Origin of the sequence: Streptomyces sp. CMB-StM0423, assembly GCF_002847285.1 — a bacterium.
In the GTDB taxonomy this organism is placed as follows: Bacteria; Actinomycetota; Actinomycetes; order Streptomycetales; family Streptomycetaceae; genus Streptomyces.
The window spans coordinates 5,133,517-5,153,887 of record NZ_CP025407.1 but is presented as its reverse complement, the minus strand read 5'-3'; the positions used below and the strand labels follow the sequence as shown (position 1 = coordinate 5,153,887).

The window sequence follows — 20,371 nt, the reverse complement described above, 5'->3', positions numbered from 1 at the left end:
GGCCCGGTCCGCTCCGGCCCGTCCGCCGCGGACCCCGTTCGCCACGGCCCGATCCGCCGGGCCCGGCATGCGTGCCCGCCGTGACCCGTCCCGCCAGATCCCGTCCGCAAGGGCCCGGTCCGGCGCAGCCCCGCCCGCTACGGCCCGTCCGGCGAGGACTCCGCGCGGGTCTGCAGCAGCGTGCGCTCCTGCGCGTTGCGCGTCAGCTCCGCCGCCCGCGCGAACTCCTCCCGTGCCTCCTCCACCCGCCCCAGCCGCCGCAGCAGGTCGCCGCGCACGCTCGGCAGCAGGTGGTAGTCCTTCAGCGCCGGCTCCTCCGCGAGCCCGTCGACGATCCGCAGCGCGTCCTCAGGACCGTACGCCATGGACACCGCCACCGCCCGGTTCAGCTCCACCACCGGCGACGGTGCCACCCGCGCCAGGGCCTCGTACAGCCGGACGACCTGCCCCCAGTCCGTGTCCTCGGCCCGCGACGCCCGCGCGTGGCAGGCGGCGATCGCCGCCTGCAGCGCGTAAGGACCGGGCCCCGGCGCCCCGGCCGTGACCAGTGACTGCGCCCGCGCCAGCGCCGTGAACCCGCGCCGGATCAGCAGGTGGTCCCAGCGCCCGCGGTTCTGCTCCAGCAGCAGCACCGGCTCGCCGCCGGGCCCGGTGCGCGCGGCCGCGCGCGACGCCTGGATCTCCAGCAGCGCCGCGAGACCGTGCACCTCGGGATCCTCCGGCACCAGCCCCGCCAGCACCCGCACCAGCCGCAGCGCGTCCTCGCAGAGCCCCGGGCGCATCCAGTCGTCGCCGGCGGTCGCCGAGTAACCCTCGTTGAAGATCAGGTAGATGACCTCCAGCACCGACTCCAGCCGCTCCGCCCGCTCCGGCCCCTGCGGCTGCTCGAACGGCACCTCCGCCTTCGCCAGTGTCCGCTTCGCCCGTACGATGCGCTGCGCCACCGTCGGCTCCGTGACCAGGAACGCCCGCGCGATCTCCTCCGTCGTCAGCCCGCCCAGCAGCCGCAGCGTGAGCGCCACCCGCGCGGGCGTGGACAGCACCGGGTGGCAGGCCGTGAAGACCAGCCGCAGCAGGTCGTCCTCGATGTCGTCGTCGAGGACCGCGGCGAGTTGCGCCTCGCCCTCCGGGCGGCGGCTCTCCAGGTCGTGGCCGATCTCCGCCAGCTTGCGCGCGTAGCGCTCCTTGCGGCGTACGAGGTCGATGGCCCGCCGCCTGGCCGTGGCCATGAGCCACGCGCCGGGGTTGTCGGGCACCCCCGACCCGGGCCACTGCTCCAGGGCCGCGACCAGCGCGTCCTGCGCCAGTTCCTCCGCCACCCCGACATCGCGCACGATACGGGCCACGCCCGCGATGATCCGCGCGGACTCGATCCGCCAGACCGCCGCCACGGCGCGGTCGGTGGCCCCCCGCGCGGCGACGGGCGGCCCTGGTACGTCCTCCCGCCGGGCGCGGGCGTCCTGCGAAGCCGTCACAGCCCCACATCAGAACAGCCCGCCCCGGCCGAAGGCAACTCTCAACGGCCCTGACCTGGGCCGTCACCTGCGGCTACGGCTCCATGATCTCCCGCAGCTCCAGGGTGATGGTCCACTCCTCGCCGTGCACCTTCAGGAACCGGTTGGCCCACTCCAGGGCCTCTTCCTTCGACTTGACCTGGACGATGAGATAGCCGCCGACCAGTTCCTTGGACTCGGTGAAGGGACCGTCGACGACGGAAAGCTTCCCGTGGTCGGAGACGACCCGTACGGCCTCCTCACCGGGCTTCAGCCCGGCGGTGTCGAGCAGCACGCCGGACTTGGTCATCTCCTCCAGCAGCTTGCCCATCTCGTCCATGATCTCCTGGCTGGGCATCCCGTCGGCGGGGCTGTTCTCCAGGTCCGGCTCGATCAGCATCATGTAGCGCATCGCGCGTCTCCTCGTACTCGTCGCGGGCGGCCCGGTGCCGTCCTTCTGCCCATGCGTCGAACGGCACCCTGCCGGATCGACACCCGCCCAGAAGTTTTTTCCGCGACCTCAGCGCGCCACGAACTCGACCCGGAACATCCGGGGCCAGTACTTGCCGGTGAGCAGGAACTCGTCGCCGCCGGGGACCGCGGCGATCCCGTTGAGCTGGCGCGCCCCGGCCCGCAGCTCGGCGGGCGTGAGCAGCCCCGCGGCGTCGATGTCCGCGGTGACGGCGCCGGTGTCCGGGTCGATACGGACCAGGGTGTCGGTCTGATAGACGTTCGCGTAGACGCTGCCGTCGGGGGTGCACTCCAGCTCGTTGAGCTGGTCGACGGGGGCGCCGGCGCGGGTGACGTCCACGTGTCCTGTGGGCTCGAACGTCTGCGGGTCGCGGAACGTGAGCCGGGAGCTGCCGTCGCTCATGACGAGCCGGCCGCCGGTGCCGCCGTCCGTACGGTCCTGGCACAGGCCCCAGCCCTCGCCCTCGTAGCGCACGCGGCGCAGCTCCTTGAGGGTCTCGGCGTCGCGCTCGATGGCGATGCCGTCCTGCCAGGTGAGCTGCCAGAGCCGGGGGCCGACGAGGGTCAGGCCCTCGCCGAAGAGCGGGGCGGGCAGGTCGCGGCGGACGGTGGGGGTGCCGCCGGCGGGGCCGCGGCGTACGGAGGAGCTGCCCTCCAGTCCCGTGCCCTCGTAGAGGACGTCCCCGCGCAGCTCCAGGCCCTGCGTGAACGCCTCGGCGTCATGCGGCAGGCGCTCCAGCACCCGTACCCGCAGCTCCTGTACGTCCTGGTCCGTGGGAGCCGGGCTCCGGCCGCTCCCGCTCTGCGCCGCCCCGGGGTCCCCCGTCGAGCACGCGGCCAGCGCCGCGGCGAGGAGAGCGGAGGCGGTCACGGCGATGCGGCGCATGGGGCCACCATGGCACAGCGGTCGCACAGCACGGAGGCGGGACGGCTTCGGTGTCACCGCCGGGAGTGACGGAGGCGGGTGCTGCAGAGGCGGGTGCGACGGGGACGGGGGCACCGGCGGACGATGCCGTGCCGGTCGTCGTGGCTGGGCGGGGTCCTGGCGGGCCGGATAAGCGGGAGCAGCCGGCGGGGTGCGGCGCCAGGGCGGCGCCGCCGGACGCGGCGGCGCCGGCAACGATGAGCGCCGCCACCGCGGGTGACGGGCCCGCGGGGGCGGCGTTCTCCGGCGCCGGGACCCGGGGTGCGGGGGTCTCGGGCGCCGGGGTGTGGGGGGCGGGGGTCTCGGAGGTACGGGGCTCGCCGCCCCGGGTCGCGGCGGGCGCGGCGCCGGCGCGCCCCGTTCCGGCACGGCCGCCCCCGGCGTGCGCCGCGTCGGCGTGCGCCGCTTGGGCGCGGCCGGCTTCGGACACACCTGTCCTGGACGCATCCGTCCCGGGCCCGTCGGGCCCGAGCGCCTCCGGCCCGGCCTCCGCGGCCGGGGCGGTCTCGTAGAGCGCCGCCGCCGCTGCCGCACCCGCGTGGTACGCGGGAGTGGGCGCGGGTACGGAGCCGGGCACGGCCCCGGGCCCGTCCAGGACCGGGGCGGGCCCGGCGGGGTCTGCCGGTGCGACCGGCTCGGGCGGCGCGGCGGGGGCGGGCACCCTGCCGGTGACCGGTGCCACGGCCCCGTCCGCCGGCGCCGCGGCGGTCCCGGTGGCGGGCTCGCCGGCCGGCTCCTCCGGCGGCGTACGGTGCGCCTGGACCGTCAGCTCGATCAGCCCCGCTGCCGCGACCACGCCGGCCCCGATGGCGAGCAGGGCGCCGAGCGCCCCGTACCGCACCGTCTCGCCCAGCGCCGTGACGCCGACCGCCGCCGCTATCACGGGATTGACCACCGTCAGTGTCGCCAGCGGCGCCGACAGCCCCGCGCCGCGGTACGCCGCCTGCGACAGCAGCAGCCCGGCCGGGGCGAGGATCGCGATCATGCCGATGGCCAGCGGGTCCATGAAGTCCGCGGTGACGTCCTTGGTGAACACCGATGCCATGCCGAACGCCGCGCCCGAGGCCACCGCCAGCGTCACGCTGCGGGCCGCCACATGCCGTATCCGCGTGCCCACCAGCGTCAGCACGGCCAGCACGCCCACCGACGCCACGGCCAGCGCCAGCGCCGTCGTCCCGCCCAGCTCCCGCGACTCGACGGGGTCGACCAGCATCAGGAGCACCACGAGCCCCACGGTCGACAGCAGCGCCCCGCGCCAGGCGGCCCGCCCGGCGCGGCGGCTGAAGAAGATCGCCGCCATCGGCAGCGCGAAGACGATGGTCAGGGCGCCCAGCGGCTGGACCAGGCTCAGCGGCCCGTAGGCGAGCGCCACCACGTGCAGCAGCGCGCCCGAGGTGTTGAGCACGACGGAGGCCCACCAGCTCCCGCGGTGCAGCGGCGCGAACAACCCGCCCGCGCCGTCGGTGGTGGTGGCCGCGACACGCTCCTGGACGAGTGCGGCGCCGGCGTATGCCACCGCTGACACCAGCGAAAGCAACACCGACAGCATGAGTGGGCTCATATAGCAACGATCGCGCGATCGCTGGCGAAAGTCGTCATCCTGGCGGATGCTCTGGGTCGTACTGCCGGAGCAGTACGACCGCCGGGGGGAACCCCTCTCGGGTCGCATTCCACGCCCATATCGGTCCGGCCCGACAATCGCCTACCGGCCGGTAGCCGGGCGCCGGGCCGTAGCGGAGGCGCGCGCCGGCTCACGGCCAGGCGTAGAAGCCCTGCCCCGTCTTGCGCCCCAGCTCGCCCCGCGCGACCTTCGCCCGCAGCAGCTCCGGCGGCGCGAACCGCTCCCCCAGCGTCTCGCGCAGGTGCTCGGCGATGGCCAGCCGGACGTCGAGCCCGACCAGGTCCGTCAGCCGCAGCGGGCCCATCGGGTGCTTGTAGCCCAGCTCCATCGCGGTGTCGATGTCCGCGGGCGCCGCCACGCCCTCCTCGGCCATGCGGATCGCCTCCAGGCCCAGGGCCACCCCGAGCCTGCTGCTGGCGAAGCCCGGCGAGTCCCGTACGACCACCGCCGTCTTGCCCAGCGTCCGCGTCCAGTTGCGCGCCGCCGCGAGCGCCGCGGCACCGGTCTCCGGCGCGTTGACCAGCTCCACCAGCTCCGAGGCGGGCACGGGGTTGAAGAAGTGCATGCCGAGGAACCGCCCCGGCCGGCCGAGGGCGGCGGCCAGCTCGGCGACGGACAGCGAGCTGGTGTTCGTCGCCAGCACGGCGTCCGGGCCCACCGCCCGCTCGGCGGCGGCGAGGACCCGCGCCTTCAGCCCGGCGTCCTCGGGCACCGCCTCCACCACCAGCTCAAGACCCGCCTCTGCCGGCAGCTCCGCGATGGAGCCGACGGCCCGTATCCGCGCGACCACCTCGTCCGGGTCCACCCCCGCGGGCAGCCGGCCCCGCTCGGCCGCCCGCCGCAGCGCGCCGGCGACCCGCGCCACCGCGGCCGCCGCCGCGTCCGCGCCGCCCTCCACGATCACGACGCGCGACCCGGCGGTCGCGAACGACTGCGCGATCCCGGCGCCCATCCGGCCGCCGCCGACGACCGCCATGGCGCGGGGCGCCCCGGCTCCGGGCTCGTCAGGCGCTGTGCTGTGCTCCGTCATGTCGTACGTCCTGTCGTACCTCTTGACTGGGATCCGGCCGCTCCGCAAGCTAACCGAATGATCGGTCGGGCCACAAGGGGAGTCAGGTGGTGCAGCACATGACCTCGCCGCACGACGGCACGACGGTGTTCGCGGCGGACATGGCCGCCCGCCGCCACGGCATCGAGCTGCTGGAGGCCGCGCCGGGCACCGCGACGCTGCGGATGGCGGTCACGGCGGAGATGGCGAACGGCCACGGCATCGCCCACGGCGGCTACGTCTTCCTCCTCGCCGACACCGCGTTCGCCTGCGCGTGCAACAGCCGCGGGGTCGCCGTCGCGGCGGGCGCGGACATCACGTACGCGGCGCCCGCGCACGTCGGTGACGTGCTGGTGGCGCGGGCGGAGGAGCGGGTGCGCTTCGGGCGGAACGGGGTCTACGACGTGCGGGTGCTGCGCGGCGCCGAGGTGATCGCGGAGTTCCGCGGCCGGAGCCGTATCGTCCGCGACCCGGCGACGGGCGCGAAGGGGCCGCACGGAGCCGGCGGCGGCAACGGGGCGAACGGCGAGCACGACGGAACCGGCCCGGAGGGACGAGCGTGAGCGACACGACGACCGGCACCCCCGCACCGCTCCTCGACGACGGCGAGCGCATGACTCCCGGCGAGCTGGCGGCGTACCAACTCGACCGCCTCCGCGCCACGCTGCGCCACGCGTACGACAACGTCCCCCTCTACCGCCGCAAGTTCGACGCCGCCGGCGTCACCCCCGACGACTGCCGCACGCTCGACGACCTCGCGCGCTTCCCCTTCACCACCAAGGACGACCTCCGCGAGGGGTACCCCTTCGGCATGTTCGCCGTCCCCGTCGCCGACGTCCGCCGGTTGCACGCCTCCAGCGGCACCACCGGCCTGCCCACCGTCGTCGGCTACACGGCGGCCGACCTCGACACCTGGTCAGGACTCGTCGCCCGCTCCATCCGCGCCGCGGGCGGCAGGGCCGGGCACCGGGTGCATGTCGCGTACGGCTACGGGCTGTTCACCGGCGGCCTCGGCGCCCACTACGGCGCAGAACGCCTCGGCTGCACCGTCATCCCCGCCTCCGGCGGGATGACCGCGCGCCAGGTGCAGCTCATCCGGGACTTCGCGCCCGAGGTCATCATGGTCACGCCCTCGTACATGCTCACGATCATCGACGAGTTCGAGCGCCAGGGCCTCGACCCGCGCGCCAGCTCGCTGCGCGTCGGCATCTTCGGCGCCGAGCCGTGGACGGAGGAGATGCGGCACGAGATCGAGGAGCGGGCCGGTCTCGACGCGGTGGACATCTACGGGCTCTCGGAGGTGATCGGGCCCGGCGTCGCCCAGGAGTGCGTGGAGACCAAGGACGGGCTGCACGTCTGGGAGGACCACTTCCTGCCGGAGATCGTGGACCCCGTGACGGACGAGGTGCGGTCGGCGGGCGAGGGCGGCGAGCTGGTGTTCACGTCGCTGACGAAGGAGGCCATGCCGGTCGTCCGCTACCGCACCCGCGACCTCAGCCGGCTGCTGCCGGGCACGGCGCGGCCGGCGTTCCGGCGGATGGAGAAGGTCACCGGACGCTGCGACGACATGATCATCCTGCGCGGCGTGAACGTCTTCCCGAGCCAGATCGAGGAGATCGTGCTCCGCACCCCCGGGGTGGCCCCGCACTTCCAGTTGCGGCTGACCCGGGACGGCCGGCTGGACCGGATGACGGTACGGGCCGAGGCCCGGCCGGGGGCGCCGGTGGAGCAGCGGACGGCGGCGGGCGAGGCGATCGCGCGGCGGGTGCGGGAGGGCGTGGGGGTGGGCGTGGAGGTGGAGGTCGTGGCGCCGGAGACGCTGGAGCGATCGGTGGGCAAGATCCGCAGGGTGGTGGACGAGCGGGAGGGGTAGGCGGTACGGGCGCTGCCTCCGGCCTCCGCCGCAGCCCTCCGCTGCGGCCCCCCGCCGCGGTTCAGCGGGCCGCGGCGCCCTCCACCTGTTCGCCGTCCCGCGCCGCCCGCAGCGGCTTGGCGAAGCAGCGGCTGTCCTGCTCGAAGCGGTAGTAGCCGAACTTCTCCGTCGGCTCGTACCCCTCCGAGATGTACAGCGCTATGGCCTCCGGCTGCTTGTTGCCCGTCTCCAGCACCATCCGCGACCGCCCCGCGGCCCGCGCGCTCTCCTCCAGCGCCGCGAGTATCCGCCGGGCAAGACCCCGCCCCCGGGCCTCGGGGACCACGTACATCCGCTTCAGCTCGGCGTCACCGGCCTGGTGCCCCTCGGGGGTCCCGTCCATGGCCCGCCAGCCGCCCGTGGCGAGCGGGGTGCCGTCGGCGTCGTACGCGAGCAGGTACAGCCCGCGCGGGGGCGTGAAGTGCAGCGGGTCCATCACCGTGTGATCGCCTTCGCCGTACCGCTCGGCGTACTCGAGCTGGACCCGGTCGTTGAGCATGACCGCGTCGGGATGGTCGTAGGGCACGGCGACGATCTCCATGACGGCAATGGTACGAAGCCGCCGCCGGGTGCCGAACCGGGCATCACGGTGCAGGTAACCGGACCCGGAGACCGCGAGGGGGGCCAGCGGCCATACTTTGGGACCGTGGAGGAGAACAAAGGTCTGAAGGTCACGCCCGTCAACGCCGCCGCGATGGACCCGGCCGCTCTGCCCGGCCTCGTATCGTCGCCGCCGGACGAGAAGGAGAAGGAGCAGGACGAAGCAGAAACGACCGACGAGAAGAAGGAGTCCGAGGACTCCGAAGTCTCCGCGGACTCCGCGGACTCCGCGGACTCCGCAGACGACGACAGCGACAAGGAGAAGGCGAACAAGGCAGACAAGGCCGAGTCCGCCGGGAAGGACACCGAAGGGGACACCGACGAGGACAAGGCGACCGCGGCCGGTGACGCCGAGGCCGACGACTCCGACGGCTCCGATGAATCCGACGGCTCCGACGCCGACGGCCCCGTCTTCGAAGCCGCCGACCGCCGCGGCTCGGTGACCGTCGACAGCACCGGCGTCCGCTTCCAGCTCGACGACACCGAGGCCGAGTTCACCTGGCCGGAGATCGGCGCGGTCGAGTACAAGACCTCCCGGTTCGGCCGCCGCCTCATCCTCAGCGTCCACGACAGCCGCGGCATCTGCCCGGCCGAGGTGGAGGCCCCGGACAAGGCGACGCTGAAGACGTGGGCGGCCGATCTGGAGTCGGCTCTCGACGCCTACTTCGAGGCGTCGTCGTCGTAACCGTCCGCCGGTCGTAGACCCGCCGGAAAGAGGTCACATACGCAGAGAAGCGAACTAATCCGACGAGGGCGGCTCCCGCGGTGCCGTCGACGCCCCCGGCCCGCGGCGCCGCCGCCACGCCCCGTCCACCAGCGCCACCGCGCTGAAGCTCCCGTCCGTCACCCGCCGCGCGCACTCCTCCCACTCCCGGAGCACGCGCCGCCGCCCGCCGGGGGTGGCGGTCCACGCGGCGCGCGTCACGACCGGCCCGCCGTACGCGGGGTCCCAGGTCAGCGTGTGGAAGGGGCCGATGCCGGGCACCTGGGTGGCCAGCATGTGCACGGTGCGCCGGTGGTACCACTTGCTGACGGTGGTGACGGACAGCCCGGCGGCCAGCGCCTCGTGCACGTACGGCAGCGAGAACGCGACGTTCTCCCAGGTGTTCGCCGACCTGTCCTCACACCGGATGGCCTCCTCCGGCACCCCGCGGGCCACCAGCAGCCGGCGGAACTCCCGCGCCTCGACGACGCCGTCGTGCCGGTTCACTCCCCCGGTGAGGATGACCATCGGCGCCAGCCCGCGGAGGTGGCGCTCGGCGACGATCTCCACGGGCGGGCCGAACTGGTTGGTGCCGAAGACGAGATGCGCGGTGGCCCGCCCGGCGGGCGGCGGTGCGGAGACGTCCACGTACGCGGTGATCTCGGCGATCTCCCGTGCGCCGAGCGGGTGTTCGCTCATGTGCCCCTCGCGGACGGCCTCAGAGGGGGACTGCCACCGCGTTGAAGGTGGTGTCCGGTTCCTGGGGGGAGGTGAAGCGGGCGTTGACCAGATAGAGGCGGTTGCCGTGGCGGGCCGCCGTGGTGGGGACGTCGAAGCGGGGGTCCGTGATCGTGTGGTGCAGCGTGGCGGTGCGTATCGCGCGGTCGAGGCGGAAGGCGGCGACCAGGTTGTCCCGGTTGCGGACCACGTACAGCGTGTGGCCGACGCGGGCCAGGCCGTCGCCGTTGGCGACGTCCGCCGCGCCCTGCAGCGCGATCTCCGTGGCGTGGCCGGTCCGCGAGTCGACGTGGTACAGGCGGCCGGGACTGCTGCTGACGACGATGAGGCCGCGGCCGTCGGGGGTGTCGACGATGCCGTTGGCGTTGAAGACGCCGGGGGTCTGGACCCAGTCGCCGGTGAGCGGGAGGGCGCGGACGGCGCCGGAGCGGCCGCGGGGGACGGCGTACAGGACCGCCTCGTTGGAGTCGGTGAACCAGGCGCTGCGGCCGAGGAGGACGGTGTCGTTGACGAAGTGGCCGGCCGGCGGCGTCAGCCGGTGGGTCGCGACCACGGCGCCGGTGCGGGCGTCGATGACACTCGCCGTGCCGCCGGCACCGCCGGCCACGTACAGCAGGCCGTCGCGGTCGAGCTTCAGGCCGATGGACGCCGTGCCGGGGGCGCCGGCGTGGATGACCTTGGTCGCGCCGGTGCGCAGGTCGGCGCGGAGGACGGCGCCGTTGGCGCGGGAGCCCATGTAGGCGTACGGGCGGCTGCCGATGGTGATGCCCTCGGGGAGCCAGCCGTCGGGGAGCGGGAAACCGGCCGGCCAGTCGCCGCCGCCGTAGGGCCTGCTGGTGCCGTACGGCCTGGTCGTACCGTTCGGCCTGGTGTTGCCCGACGGCCTGCTCCCGCCGTACGCCGCACCCGTGCCGGCGACCGTCGCGGCCGTGAACGTGGCGCCGGCGGCGGCGCCGAGGAGCAGGCGGCGGGAGAGTCTGGGGTGGTTCGGAGCCATGGTTGCGGGCCTTCCGTGACAGTGGACGGCAGGGGTGTGCGCACCTCGGTAACTCTGCGAACTCCCGACACAACGGATCGTCCGCGCCCCGGAGTTCCCTGAGCGAAGCGCCCCGGGCGAAGTGCCCTGTACGAAGTTCCGCACGCGCGGTTCCCCGCGCGCCCCCGCCGCGCCCGCCTGAGAAGATGACCCCATGCCGCCCCCCGAAGCATCGCCCCGGCGCAGCGCCATCGGCGTCCGCGACGTGGCCGCGCTGGCGCGGGTGTCGCCCACCACGGTCTCCAACGTGCTGTCGGGCAACCGCCCCGTCAGCGCGGCCACCCGCGAGCGGGTGCACTGGGCGATCGACCAACTCGGTTACCGCCCCAACCTCTCCGCCCGCAACCTGCGGCTGCGCCGCGCCGGCCTGATCGCCGTCGCCGTACCGGAGATCGACATCCCGTACTTCGCCGAGCTGACCCGGCACGTCGTCCAGGCCGCCCGCGAGAGCGGCTACACCGTGCTCATCGACCAGACCGGGGGCCGCCTGGAAGCCGAGCGCTTCGTGCTCAGCGGCATGAACCCCGGCATGGTCGACGGCGTGCTCTTCAGCCCCCTCGGCATCGAGCGGCACGAGTTCGACAACCGGCGCGGCAGCACCCCGCTGGTGCTCCTCGGCGAGCGCATCACCGGCACCGGCGCCGACCACGTGGCGATCGACAACGTCGCCGCGGCCGCCGACGCCACCGCGTACCTCCTCGGCCGGGGCCGCCGCAGCGTAGCCGCGCTCGGCCACCAGGAGCCGCGCGGCGGCGGCACGGCGCCCCGCAGGACGGAGGGCTACCGCCGGGCGCTCCAGGCCGCGGGCGTGCCGTACGACCCGTCGCTCGTCGTCCACACGCCCTCGTACCACCGCCGCGACGGCGCCCTGGCCATGGCCGCGGCCCTGGACCGCGGCGCCCGCCCCGACGCGGTGTTCTGCTACACCGACCTCCTCGCGCTGGGCGCGATCCACACCCTGCACGAGCGCGGGCTGCGGGTGCCGGAGGACGTGGCGGTCATCGGGATCGACGACATCGACGACGGCCGGTACAGCAACCCGACGCTGACGACGATCGCGCCGGACAAGGCGGAGATCGCGCGGACGGCGCTGGGGCTGCTGCTGGACCGGATCGCGGACGGGGGGCGGGTGGCGCGGCAGGTGGTGGCGGCGCACAGGCTGGAGGTCAGGCGGAGCGCGTGAGGCGGGGGCGTACGCGCGGACGCGCACACCCCCGGCGCACACGCGGGCAGGGATCCTACGCCCCGTCGGACTCCCCCTCGAACGCCGCCGGCCGGAGCTGCGCGGCCCGTACCCGGGCGACGTCCAGCTTCTCCGACCGGTCGAACCGGTAGATGCCGTTCTGTTCCTGGAAGACGTCCGTCAACTGCGTGTAGCAGTAGCCGAACATGTCCGGGTCGCCGAGCAGCACCCCCGTCAGCCCGGCGAACCGCTCGTGGAACGCCTCCTCGTCACGCGGCCGCTGCCCGTACCCCCACGACACCAGCCGGTCCTCCCCCGCGGACGCGGCGTCCTCGGGGTTCCACCAGATGCCGCCGAACTCGCTGCAGAAGTAGGGCTGTCCGCCATACGGCAGCGACCAGGTCTGCCCGGCCGCCTCGTCCTGCGGGTTGACGAAGGGGGTGCCCGCCCGCAGCCCGGCCATCAGGTCGCCGAATGCCTTCGGGTCCTGCTCGTAGCAGTGCGAGTCGTAGACGTCGGTCTCGGGTACGCGGTGGGCGTAACCGGAGGCGTCGAGTACGGGCCGCGAGGTGTCGGCGGCCTTGGTGGCGAGGAACATGGCGCGGGTGACGTCGTCGAGGACGCTCTGCCGGTCGGTGAGCACCTGCCGGGTCTCGTTGAGCGGGCACCAGCCGATGAGGGCGGGGTGGGAGTAGTCGCGTTCGACGGCCTCCAGCCACTGGGCGACGAAGCCGGCGGTGGGCTGCTGGTTGTCGGGCCCGACCGGGCCGCCGGTGCCGGCGCCCCAGTCGCCGAACTCGCCCCAGACCAGGTAGCCGAGGCGGTCGGCGTGGTGGAGGAAGCGCTCCTCGAAGACCTTCTGGTGCAGGCGGGCACCGTTGAAGCCGGCGGCGAGGGAGAGTTCGATGTCGCGGACGAGGGCGGCGTCGTCGGGGGCGGTCATGAGGCCGTCGGGGTAGTAGCCCTGGTCGAGCACGAGCCGCTGGAAGACGGGCTTGCCGTTGATCAGGATCCGCTTGCCGTCGACCGTCACCGCGCGCAGCCCGGCGGTGCAGACGGCACGGTCGGTCACGGTGCCGTCGAGACCGGTCAGTTCCAGCGTCAGCTCATACAGATGCGGGTCCTCGGGGGACCAGGGTCGGCGCCGATCACCGGGTACGGGCAGGACGAGGCGCGGCGCGAGGTCGAAGTCCGCGGCGACGGCGGCCTCGACGACGACGCCGTGCTCGTCGCGCAGTTCGGCGCGGACGCGGTGGCCGGTGCGGCTGCCGGCGAGGGGGACCTCGACGTGGAAGCAGCCGGCGGCCAGGTCGGGGGTGATGCGGGGCCGCCGGAAGTGCGTGTCCGCGACGGGCTCCAGCCAGACGGTCTGCCAGATGCCGGTGGTACGGGTGTAGAAGCAGGCGTGGTTCTCGTACGCGGTCGACTGCTTCCCCCGCGCCTGCGGCCCCTGCGCGGCATCCCGCGCCCGCACCACGACGACGGCCTCCTCCCCGGCCCGTACGACACCGCCGAGATCGGCGCTGAACGGCGTGAACCCCCCGCTGTGCCGGGCGACTTCCCGCCCGTTGACCCACACGGTGGCATCGTGGTCGACGGCCCCGAAGTGCAACAGCACCCGCCGCCCGGCCCACGCCTCCGGTATCCGCACGGTGCGCCGGTACCAGACGGCGTGGTGGAAGTCGGTGTCCCCGATCCCGGACAACTCCGACTCGGGACAGAACGGGACGACGATGCGCTCGGGCAACTCACGTCCGGCAAGCCCGCGCTCGAACCCGCTGTCACCGGGATCACGGGCGAACTGCCAGGTGCCGTTGAGGTTGAGCCAGTCCGCCCGGACGAAGCCGGGCCGGGGGTACTCGGGCCGCGGAGTCCCCGCGGGGGCGGCGGGAGCGTGCGAATCGGGCATGGCGAAGGGTCTCCTGGGGGAGGACGACGATCGGACGGGATGCGGTCCCTGCCATCACAGCACCAAGATGCAACGTTGTAAACCACACCGGAACCCGGCAGCCACCCCGGCCGCGTAACGTTAAAATCCGGGAGGGGCCGGGTGGGGCGCTCACGCAGGCACGGCGGCTGCCACGTAGGAGGGCTTTGCCGGTGCGAGTGCCCGCGCCGAGAATGGCGCCGTGACTGATCTCTACGCGGTGCGCGTGCTGGCCGTCGACCCTCCGCGGCGGCACATACAACTGCGGGTGACCGCCTTCAACCCGGACGTATGGCACTGGCCGCTGCCCGACAAGAACTTCTTCCTCCGCGACCTGGAAGAGGACGAGGCCGTACTCGACCTTCTTGTCGACGAGGACGACGGGATCGAGCAGGACTTCGTCGAGAGTGCGGAGCGCACCGCGACCCGCAACTACCCCTTCACGGCTGAGGCCGAAGAACGGCTCTCCGAGAGCGGCAGAGGGTTTCCCTGGGAGGACGAGGGGCCATTCGACGAGATGTCCCCCGAATCCGCCGCGGCCTTCCTCCGGTGCGAAGAGGTCCGCGTGGGGGCCGACTACGACGTCGTGGTCACCGACTCACGACTGATCGGGCATCTCAAACCCGGCCTCTGGTGGCGCACCACCGCTTATCCCGGCGCAGATTGACGCGACGACGGGCCCGGACCGGGCCTCCGGCCGCCCGGGTGGGGCGGCGCGGCCGGAGGGGACGCCTGACGGTGGGGGCGGCGGCGGGGTGGGGGTTAGCTGCGGTCGTAGAGGTAGAACTGCTCCCAGGCACCGGAGACGGTCTCGGAGCGGGCGCGCAGCACGTACTGCAGGGAGCCGGTGTAGTTGTTCTCCATCGCGACGAACCGGCCGTTCAGCTCGGAGCGGAAGGCCCAGCGGTCGAGTTCCTCGTTGTACCAGAGCGTGAAGCGCTCCCAGGCGCCCGCGGTGGTGGAGCGGGCACGCAGCACGTTCGCGGCGCTGCCGGTGAAGTTGCGCTCGACGGCCACGTACCGGTTGTTGGCCTTGGACTTCAGGGCGTACGTCTCGGTGGCCTCGTTCCAGATCAGGTCGAAGGTCTCCCAGGTGCCGGGGTTGGCGGACCGGGCGCGCACCACGCCGGTGCGCGGTGCGGCGTAGTTGACCTCGGCGGTCGCGAACCCGCCGTTGCGGACCGACTGGATCGCGACGGGCTCCGCCGCGTTCGCCGAGACCGCGCGTGCCCCCTCGGCCGCGGCGGCCGCCTCCGGGCCCTGCACTTCCTCCCACCCTCCGGGCAGCGCCGACGACGAACCGGGCTGCGCCGCGGCCGTCTCCAGCACGGGAAGCCCGAGCGCGGTGCACAGGCTGACCAGTACTACAAGCGTGCGTCTCACGTTGTCATGTCCTTCGTGTCAGTCGATGCCTCGCGGCCCGCCGGGAGACCGGGTGCGCCGGCAGTTGTCGCGGAACGGCAGCGGCTGTCCGCAGCGGACACCAGGACACGGAGATCCCACCCTCTGATTCCTGCGAGCACCGGCATCGTGCTCAGCAGCCCCACCCTTCCCCTACGGTGCACTTTCACATGCCCTATGCGGATTGCAGCCGGGGACCGACGATTGCGCCACAACATTCCCGCCCCGTTCACCGGGGATTCGCGAGAGAACCGCCACCTCTTCGAAACCCGGAACGGCCGGGAGCCGCGGGCGTCGGTACCGGCGTCGTCGTGCGGACTGCCGTGGCGTGGTTCGAGGACGCGGATCCGCACGGTGGCGTCCTGCCGGTGGAAGATCCGGCGGAAGACGGTGGTCCGCACCGGCCGCTCCCGCGGGTTCGCTGCCGGGCCCCGGAAACGACAAAATCCCGCGCGGTCGAGAAGACCGGCGGGACCTTGTGAACACCCTGGGAGCCGAATCCAGAACGGCTCTGAAGTGGGCCGTTCACGAGTGGGGTTGACCAGCACCGTCGTGGGCCTTTGAAGATCGTTCCCCGCGCGCCGAGTGATCGTTCCCCGCGGTTTCTGCGAGCGCGTTCTTGTCGACTCAGCAGCCTCCAGTCGTCGTAGTACAGCCCGGCCTCACCGTCAGAGGTGGCAGTACCTCGCTACCACGGGCTTGGAAGGTTGCGTTCTCGTCAGGGCACCCTAGCCCTGGACATGGGCTGCCCCGTGCTGGCTTGCATCGCAGCCGTGCGCTCCGGCTGCGGCTGGATCTGCTCTGACCGGCTGGAAGGCTGCGGTATCCTGAATGCGCTTCCATTTGTCAGTTCCGCAGGCCGAGGATGGGCTCTTCATGGGCGGTCCCACCGTGTATGACGTCGCCGAGCGCGTCGGCGTGTCCATCGCGACGGTGTCACGTGTGTACCGGAGCCCCGACAGCGTCCGCTCGGAGACCCGTGAAAGGGTCCTGTCCGCCGCCCGTGAGCTCGGGTACGTGCCGAGTGCGAGCGCGCGCGGGCTGGCGAGCCGGGTCACCGGCGTGCTCGGGTTGTGCTTCCCCGACTTCGCCGAGCCCGCGGCCGACGACTCCTCCGACCCCCAGGGCGCGGAGCTGAGCCTGTACGGCGACGAGGTGATCCGGGGCATGGAGCGAGCCGCCCGGCGGCGTGGCTACGCCTTGCTGATCTCGGCGTCACCCGCTGACCGGGCGGGAGAGTCGATGGCGGAGATCGCCGGTCGCGTCGACGGGCTGGCGTTGCTCGCCCAGCAGTGGCCTGCCGCGGAACTCGACGTCGTCTCGCGGCGGCTGCCCCTCGTGGTGCTGGCCGGGCAGCGGCACCCCGGACTCGACCGGGTCGAGGTGGCCAACTTCGACGGTCAGTTGGCGCTCACCCGGCACCTTCTCTCCGATCACGGGCTCCGCCGGCTCGCCTTCCTCGGGGGCCCCGAGGACTCCCCGGACGCGCAGGCCCGGTTCCGCGGCTTCCAGGCGGCCCTCCTCGAAGAGGGGCTGGAGGTGCCCGAGTCGCCGGACACGCGGGGAGACCTGACCCTGGCCGCCGGCCGCAAGGCGGTGGCGGAGCTGCTGGACCGGGGCGGGCCCCGCCCCGAGGGTCTGGTGTGCGCCAACGACCAGATGGCCGTGGGCGCCCTGCAGGCACTGGCCGAGCGGTCGATCGGGGTTCCGGGTGACATGAGTGTCACGGGTTTCGACGGGATCCCGCTGAGCGGGGCGGTCAGCCCCTCGCTCACCACGGTCAGGCAGCCGATGGGCCGCCTGGGCGAGGAGGCGGTGGAGGTGCTGCTCGCCAGGCTGGCGGACCGCGCCCAGCCCGTCGTGGCCCGTACTCTTCCCACGGTTTTGGTCCGCCGGGTGAGTTGCGGGTGCCCTGCCTGACCTCCCGGGGGACCTGCGTCAGATACCCGGCCCGGATTTTACACCACCGTTACTGAAGCGTTATCGAGTCGACCCTTGTGAGGGGCGGCGAGTTTCCGCCAGGGTCATGTATGCGCTTACAAACCCGCGTGTGCACTCGATAGGAGCCCCTCATGGCCCGCAGAGCCCGGATTGCCACTGCACTTGCCGTCGTCTCAGCGCTGGGACTGGCCGCTTGCGGCGACGGCGGGGGCGGCGAGGTGGGCGCCGACGCCGAACAGACCCTCACCGTCTGGGCCATGGGGGAAGAAGGCACGCACATCCAGGAAATAGCGAAGAAGTTCAACAAGGACCACCCGAACATCACGATCAAGGTAACCCCCATCGGCTGGGACGTCGCCCATCAGAAGCTGGTCTCCGCCGCAGCCGCGGGCAAGCTGCCGGACATGGCGCAGCTCGGCTCGACCTGGGTGGGCGAGTTCATCGACCTCGGCGTCCTGGAGCCGGTGGATACCGGCGCCTTCTCCGCCGACGACTTCTTCCCCGCCGCCTGGGAGGGCAATGAGCGGGACGGCGAGGTCTACGGCGTGCCGTGGTACGTCGACACCCGGGCCCTGTACTACCGCACCGATCTGGCCGCGAAGGCCGGTGTCGACAAGGCCCCCGAGACCTGGGCCGACCAGCTCGCACTTGCCGAGGCGTACCAGGGGCTGGAGAGCACCAAGTGGGGCTTCTCCCTCCCGGCCGGCGGCGTCGGCTCCTGGCAGAACTGGATGCCGTACTTCTTCTCGGCGGGCGGCTCGTTGATGGACGACGACGGCAACCTCACCCTGGACTCGCCCGAGGCGGTCGCGTCCTTCACCGAATACCGGAAGTACTTCGACAAGGGCCTGTCCAAGAGCACCCCCGAGGCCCCCGGCTACGACGTGATCAAGGACTTCGGGGCGGACCGCGTGCCGATGTTCGCCTCCGGGCCCTGGATGGTCCAGAACATCACGGACCAGACCCCGCAGTTGAAGGATAAGTGGGATGTCGTACCGCTGCCGGCCGGCGACGAGCCCGCCTCCATCATCGGCGGCGCCTCCCTGGTCACCTTCGCGGACAGCGAGCACAAGGCGGCGGCGAAGGAGTTCACGTCGTTCCTCTCCGGGCCGAAGACGCAGGCCGACTGGTACGAGATGGCCAAGTCGCTGCCGGCCAACACGGCCGCCTGGGACGAGCCGGCGCTCCAGAACGCCGACATCAAGGTCTTCCAGAAGTCCCTGGACACCGCCGGCACGATTCCGCCGCTGGCGAAGTGGGAGGAGATCGCCCACGAGATCGACCTCACCCTTGAGGAGCTGGGCAAGGGCGGCGACCCCACCGACCTCGCCAAGCAGCTCCAGGAGAAGACCGAGGGTCTGGCGGGCTGAGGCATGACCTCCGCCACCGCCAAGCAAGACGTCGCCGAGCGGCCGGCCTCCCGGGCGGGCAGCCCGGGTGGGGCCGGCGGCCAGGCTCCGCCCCGGGCGTCCCTGCGCCGCGACCGGCTGTCCCGGCACAACCTCTCCGGCTGGCTGTTCTCCACCCCTTTCCTGGCCTTCTTCTTCACCTTCATGGCGTTCCCGATCGTCGCGACGCTCCTGATGAGCTTCACCGACTTCGGGCTGCGCAACGTCACCGACCCGCTCTCCGCCGACTTCACGGGCCTGGACAACTACAGCAAGCTCTTCGGCGACGAGAAGTTCGTGCGGGCGCTGCTCAACACCGGCTACTTCGTCGTCCTCGGTGTGCCGCTCACCATCGGCAGCGGGCTCGTGGCCGCGGTGCTGCTGAACTCCGGCATCGACCGGCTGCGCACCTTCTTCCGGGTCGGCTTCTACGCCCCGGTGGTCACCGCCATCGTCGCGGTCGCCGTCGTCTGGCGCTTCGTGCTCGACCCGACCGAGGGCCTGATCGCCGGGCTGGCGGCCCAGGTCGGACTGACCGCCCCGGACTTCCTGGCGTCCGAGACGCTCGCCATGCCCTCGCTGATCGTGATGGCGGTCTGGCGCAACATGGGCACCGCGATGGTGCTCTTCCTCGCCGGACTGCAGTCCGTCCCGACCGAGGTGCGCGAGGCCGCGCGAATCGACGGAGCGGGCGCCTTCCAGGAGTTCCGCCGGATCACGCTGCCGCTGCTGCGGCCCACCATGCTCTACGTCGCCATCATGACCAGCATCGGTTTCCTCAACGTCTTCGAGGAGCCGTTCGTGATGACGAACGGCGGTCCCTCGGACAGCACTCTGACCGTCTCGCTGTACATGTACCGCGAAGGCTTCAACTTCTTCCACATGGGTTACGCCAGCGCGATGGCGTACACGCTGTTCGTGATCATTCTGGCCGTCACGCTGCTGCAGCTCAGGCTGCTGAAGGACAAGACGAAATGAGCACCACCACCGCATCGCACAACGGCTATGCGAAACGCGACGCCCGAGCCCGGCGGCGCAAAGCCCTCACCTACGCGGCCCTCGGCCTCGGCCTGCTGATCACCGCGGCTCCGTTCCTGTGGATGGCCCTGTCCGCCTTCAAGACCGAGCAGGAGCTCTCCGCCAGCCCGCCCCGATGGATTCCCCGGGAGTGGACGCTCGACAACTTCCGCACCCTGCTGGACCTGCTGGATGCGCCACTGTATTTCTTCAACTCCGCCGTGGTCGCGGTCTGTGTGACCCTGTGCAACCTGCTTTTCTGCTCGATGCTCGGGTACGCGCTGGCCAAACTCAACTTCGCCGGCAAGAAGCTGGTGTTCGGCATCGTGATGGCCGCCCTGATGGTGCCCGGCAATCTCATGCTCATGCCGAAGTTCGTCATGATGAGCAAGCTGGGGCTGATCGACACCTTCGCGGCGCTCATCCTGCCGTTCGCCGCGGGAGCCTTCGGCGTCTTCCTGATGCGGCAGTTCATGTCGAGCGTCCCCGACGAGCTGCTGGAAGCCGCCCGGGTAGACGGCGCACGCGAGTGGTACATCTTCTGGCGCATCGTGATCCCACAGGTCAAGCCCGCACTCGCCACCCTCTCGATCTTCGTGTTCCTGGGCTCCTGGAACAACTTCCTGTGGCCCCTGGTCGCGACGAACGACGCCGACAAATACACCCTGCCCGTGGCGCTCGCCACCTTCGCCACCGACCCCACCAAGGCCGACGGCTCCAACGGCGTCCTGATGGCCGGCGCCTTCCTGGTGGTGCTGCCGGTGCTCGTCGTCTTCATCATGCTGCAGCGGTTCTTCACCCAGAGCATCGCCACCGCGGGGCTGAAGTAGTCCGCTGCCCGGGCCGTAAGGGGCCGCCGACAGCCTGACGGCCCGCGGTCCCTTACGGCCCACCACCCGCAGAGCACACACCGATCACCGCACCCCCATGCATCTGCCTGCACACAGACACCTGCTGTCAAGGGAGT

The 20,371-nt window shown here is 72.4% G+C and carries 19 protein-coding genes; 9 read left to right on the top strand and 10 right to left on the bottom strand.

The window, feature by feature from the left end:
* Nucleotides 1-137 precede the first annotated feature (137 nt).
* From CXR04_RS22500 to CXR04_RS22480, 5 genes are all read right to left on the bottom strand, one after another.
* Nucleotides 138-1,475: an RNA polymerase sigma factor gene (locus CXR04_RS22500; RefSeq protein WP_101424109.1), complete on the bottom strand. Its 1,338-nt coding sequence runs from the start codon at nucleotides 1,473-1,475 to the stop codon at nucleotides 138-140.
* A 73-nt stretch (nucleotides 1,476-1,548) separates the two neighbouring features.
* A complete protein-coding gene (locus tag CXR04_RS22495) occupies nucleotides 1,549-1,905 on the bottom strand; it encodes a YciI family protein (RefSeq protein ID WP_101424108.1) in 357 nt (118 codons plus the stop codon).
* Between the two features lie 108 nt (nucleotides 1,906-2,013).
* The gene (locus CXR04_RS22490) at nucleotides 2,014-2,706 is read right to left on the bottom strand and encodes a glutaminyl-peptide cyclotransferase (protein ID WP_234380417.1); all 693 of its coding nucleotides are present in this window, start codon (nucleotides 2,704-2,706) and stop codon (nucleotides 2,014-2,016) included.
* Nucleotides 2,684-4,450, bottom strand: a complete 1,767-nt coding sequence (locus CXR04_RS22485) for a DMT family transporter (protein ID WP_234380416.1) — start codon at nucleotides 4,448-4,450, stop codon at nucleotides 2,684-2,686. The genes CXR04_RS22490 and CXR04_RS22485 overlap by 23 nt, the downstream gene beginning before the upstream one ends.
* Nucleotides 4,451-4,640: 190 nt before the next feature.
* Nucleotides 4,641-5,540, bottom strand: coding sequence for a 3-hydroxyacyl-CoA dehydrogenase family protein (locus CXR04_RS22480; protein WP_101424107.1), 900 nt, complete (start codon nucleotides 5,538-5,540; stop codon nucleotides 4,641-4,643).
* 86 nt (nucleotides 5,541-5,626) lie between these two features.
* Between CXR04_RS22480 and paaI the strand changes: the two genes are divergently transcribed.
* Together paaI and paaK are read left to right on the top strand one after the other, a co-directional pair.
* Nucleotides 5,627-6,121, top strand: coding sequence for a hydroxyphenylacetyl-CoA thioesterase PaaI (gene paaI / locus CXR04_RS22475; protein ID WP_101424106.1), 495 nt, complete (start codon nucleotides 5,627-5,629; stop codon nucleotides 6,119-6,121).
* A gap of 50 nt (nucleotides 6,122-6,171) precedes the next feature.
* Nucleotides 6,172-7,431: a phenylacetate--CoA ligase PaaK gene (gene paaK, locus CXR04_RS22470; protein WP_234380805.1), complete on the top strand. Its 1,260-nt coding sequence runs from the start codon at nucleotides 6,172-6,174 to the stop codon at nucleotides 7,429-7,431.
* A gap of 61 nt (nucleotides 7,432-7,492) precedes the next feature.
* On the opposite strand, the gene CXR04_RS22465 is transcribed toward paaK, so the two are convergent.
* Nucleotides 7,493-8,011, bottom strand: a complete 519-nt coding sequence (locus CXR04_RS22465; RefSeq protein WP_199850510.1) for a GNAT family N-acetyltransferase — start codon at nucleotides 8,009-8,011, stop codon at nucleotides 7,493-7,495.
* A 105-nt stretch (nucleotides 8,012-8,116) separates the two neighbouring features.
* Between CXR04_RS22465 and CXR04_RS22460 the strand changes: the two genes are divergently transcribed.
* Nucleotides 8,117-8,755, top strand: coding sequence for a hypothetical protein (locus CXR04_RS22460; RefSeq protein WP_101426534.1), 639 nt, complete (start codon nucleotides 8,117-8,119; stop codon nucleotides 8,753-8,755).
* 54 nt (nucleotides 8,756-8,809) lie between these two features.
* Here CXR04_RS22460 and CXR04_RS22455 read toward each other — a convergent pair whose 3' ends face one another.
* Together CXR04_RS22455 and CXR04_RS22450 are read right to left on the bottom strand one after the other, a co-directional pair.
* The gene (locus CXR04_RS22455; RefSeq protein ID WP_101424104.1) at nucleotides 8,810-9,472 is read right to left on the bottom strand and encodes a YdcF family protein; all 663 of its coding nucleotides are present in this window, start codon (nucleotides 9,470-9,472) and stop codon (nucleotides 8,810-8,812) included.
* A 19-nt stretch (nucleotides 9,473-9,491) separates the two neighbouring features.
* Complete coding sequence (locus CXR04_RS22450) at nucleotides 9,492-10,508, bottom strand: SMP-30/gluconolactonase/LRE family protein (protein WP_101424103.1); 1,017 nt, start codon at nucleotides 10,506-10,508, stop codon at nucleotides 9,492-9,494.
* Nucleotides 10,509-10,701: 193 nt separating this feature from the next.
* On the opposite strand from CXR04_RS22450, the gene CXR04_RS22445 reads away from it, so the two are divergent.
* Complete coding sequence (locus CXR04_RS22445; protein WP_101424102.1) at nucleotides 10,702-11,730, top strand: LacI family DNA-binding transcriptional regulator; 1,029 nt, start codon at nucleotides 10,702-10,704, stop codon at nucleotides 11,728-11,730.
* 55 nt (nucleotides 11,731-11,785) lie between these two features.
* On the opposite strand, the gene CXR04_RS22440 is transcribed toward CXR04_RS22445, so the two are convergent.
* Nucleotides 11,786-13,639, bottom strand: a complete 1,854-nt coding sequence (locus CXR04_RS22440; RefSeq protein WP_101424101.1) for a glycoside hydrolase family 2 protein — start codon at nucleotides 13,637-13,639, stop codon at nucleotides 11,786-11,788.
* A 220-nt stretch (nucleotides 13,640-13,859) separates the two neighbouring features.
* Between CXR04_RS22440 and CXR04_RS22435 the strand changes: the two genes are divergently transcribed.
* Nucleotides 13,860-14,324 carry a hypothetical protein gene (locus CXR04_RS22435; RefSeq protein WP_101424100.1) on the top strand — a complete coding sequence of 155 codons (465 nt, stop codon included), beginning with the start codon at nucleotides 13,860-13,862 and terminating at the stop codon, nucleotides 14,322-14,324.
* A gap of 95 nt (nucleotides 14,325-14,419) precedes the next feature.
* Here CXR04_RS22435 and CXR04_RS22430 read toward each other — a convergent pair whose 3' ends face one another.
* Nucleotides 14,420-15,040 (bottom strand): fascin domain-containing protein, encoded by a 621-nt coding sequence (locus CXR04_RS22430; RefSeq protein ID WP_442802397.1) that lies wholly within the window; start codon nucleotides 15,038-15,040, stop codon nucleotides 14,420-14,422.
* An 894-nt stretch (nucleotides 15,041-15,934) separates the two neighbouring features.
* Between CXR04_RS22430 and CXR04_RS22425 the strand changes: the two genes are divergently transcribed.
* The 4 genes from CXR04_RS22425 to CXR04_RS22410 all read left to right on the top strand — a co-directional run bounded on the left by CXR04_RS22425 (nucleotide 15,935) and on the right by CXR04_RS22410 (nucleotide 20,234).
* The gene (locus CXR04_RS22425) at nucleotides 15,935-16,978 is read left to right on the top strand and encodes a LacI family DNA-binding transcriptional regulator (protein WP_101426532.1); all 1,044 of its coding nucleotides are present in this window, start codon (nucleotides 15,935-15,937) and stop codon (nucleotides 16,976-16,978) included.
* Nucleotides 16,979-17,130: 152 nt separating this feature from the next.
* Nucleotides 17,131-18,369, top strand: a complete 1,239-nt coding sequence (locus CXR04_RS22420; RefSeq protein ID WP_101424099.1) for a sugar ABC transporter substrate-binding protein — start codon at nucleotides 17,131-17,133, stop codon at nucleotides 18,367-18,369.
* A gap of 3 nt (nucleotides 18,370-18,372) precedes the next feature.
* Complete coding sequence (locus CXR04_RS22415; protein ID WP_101424098.1) at nucleotides 18,373-19,365, top strand: carbohydrate ABC transporter permease; 993 nt, start codon at nucleotides 18,373-18,375, stop codon at nucleotides 19,363-19,365.
* Entirely contained in the window at nucleotides 19,362-20,234 is an 873-nt protein-coding gene (locus CXR04_RS22410; protein ID WP_101424097.1) for a carbohydrate ABC transporter permease, read from the top strand. The genes CXR04_RS22415 and CXR04_RS22410 overlap by 4 nt, the downstream gene beginning before the upstream one ends.
* Nucleotides 20,235-20,371: the final 137 nt, after the last annotated feature.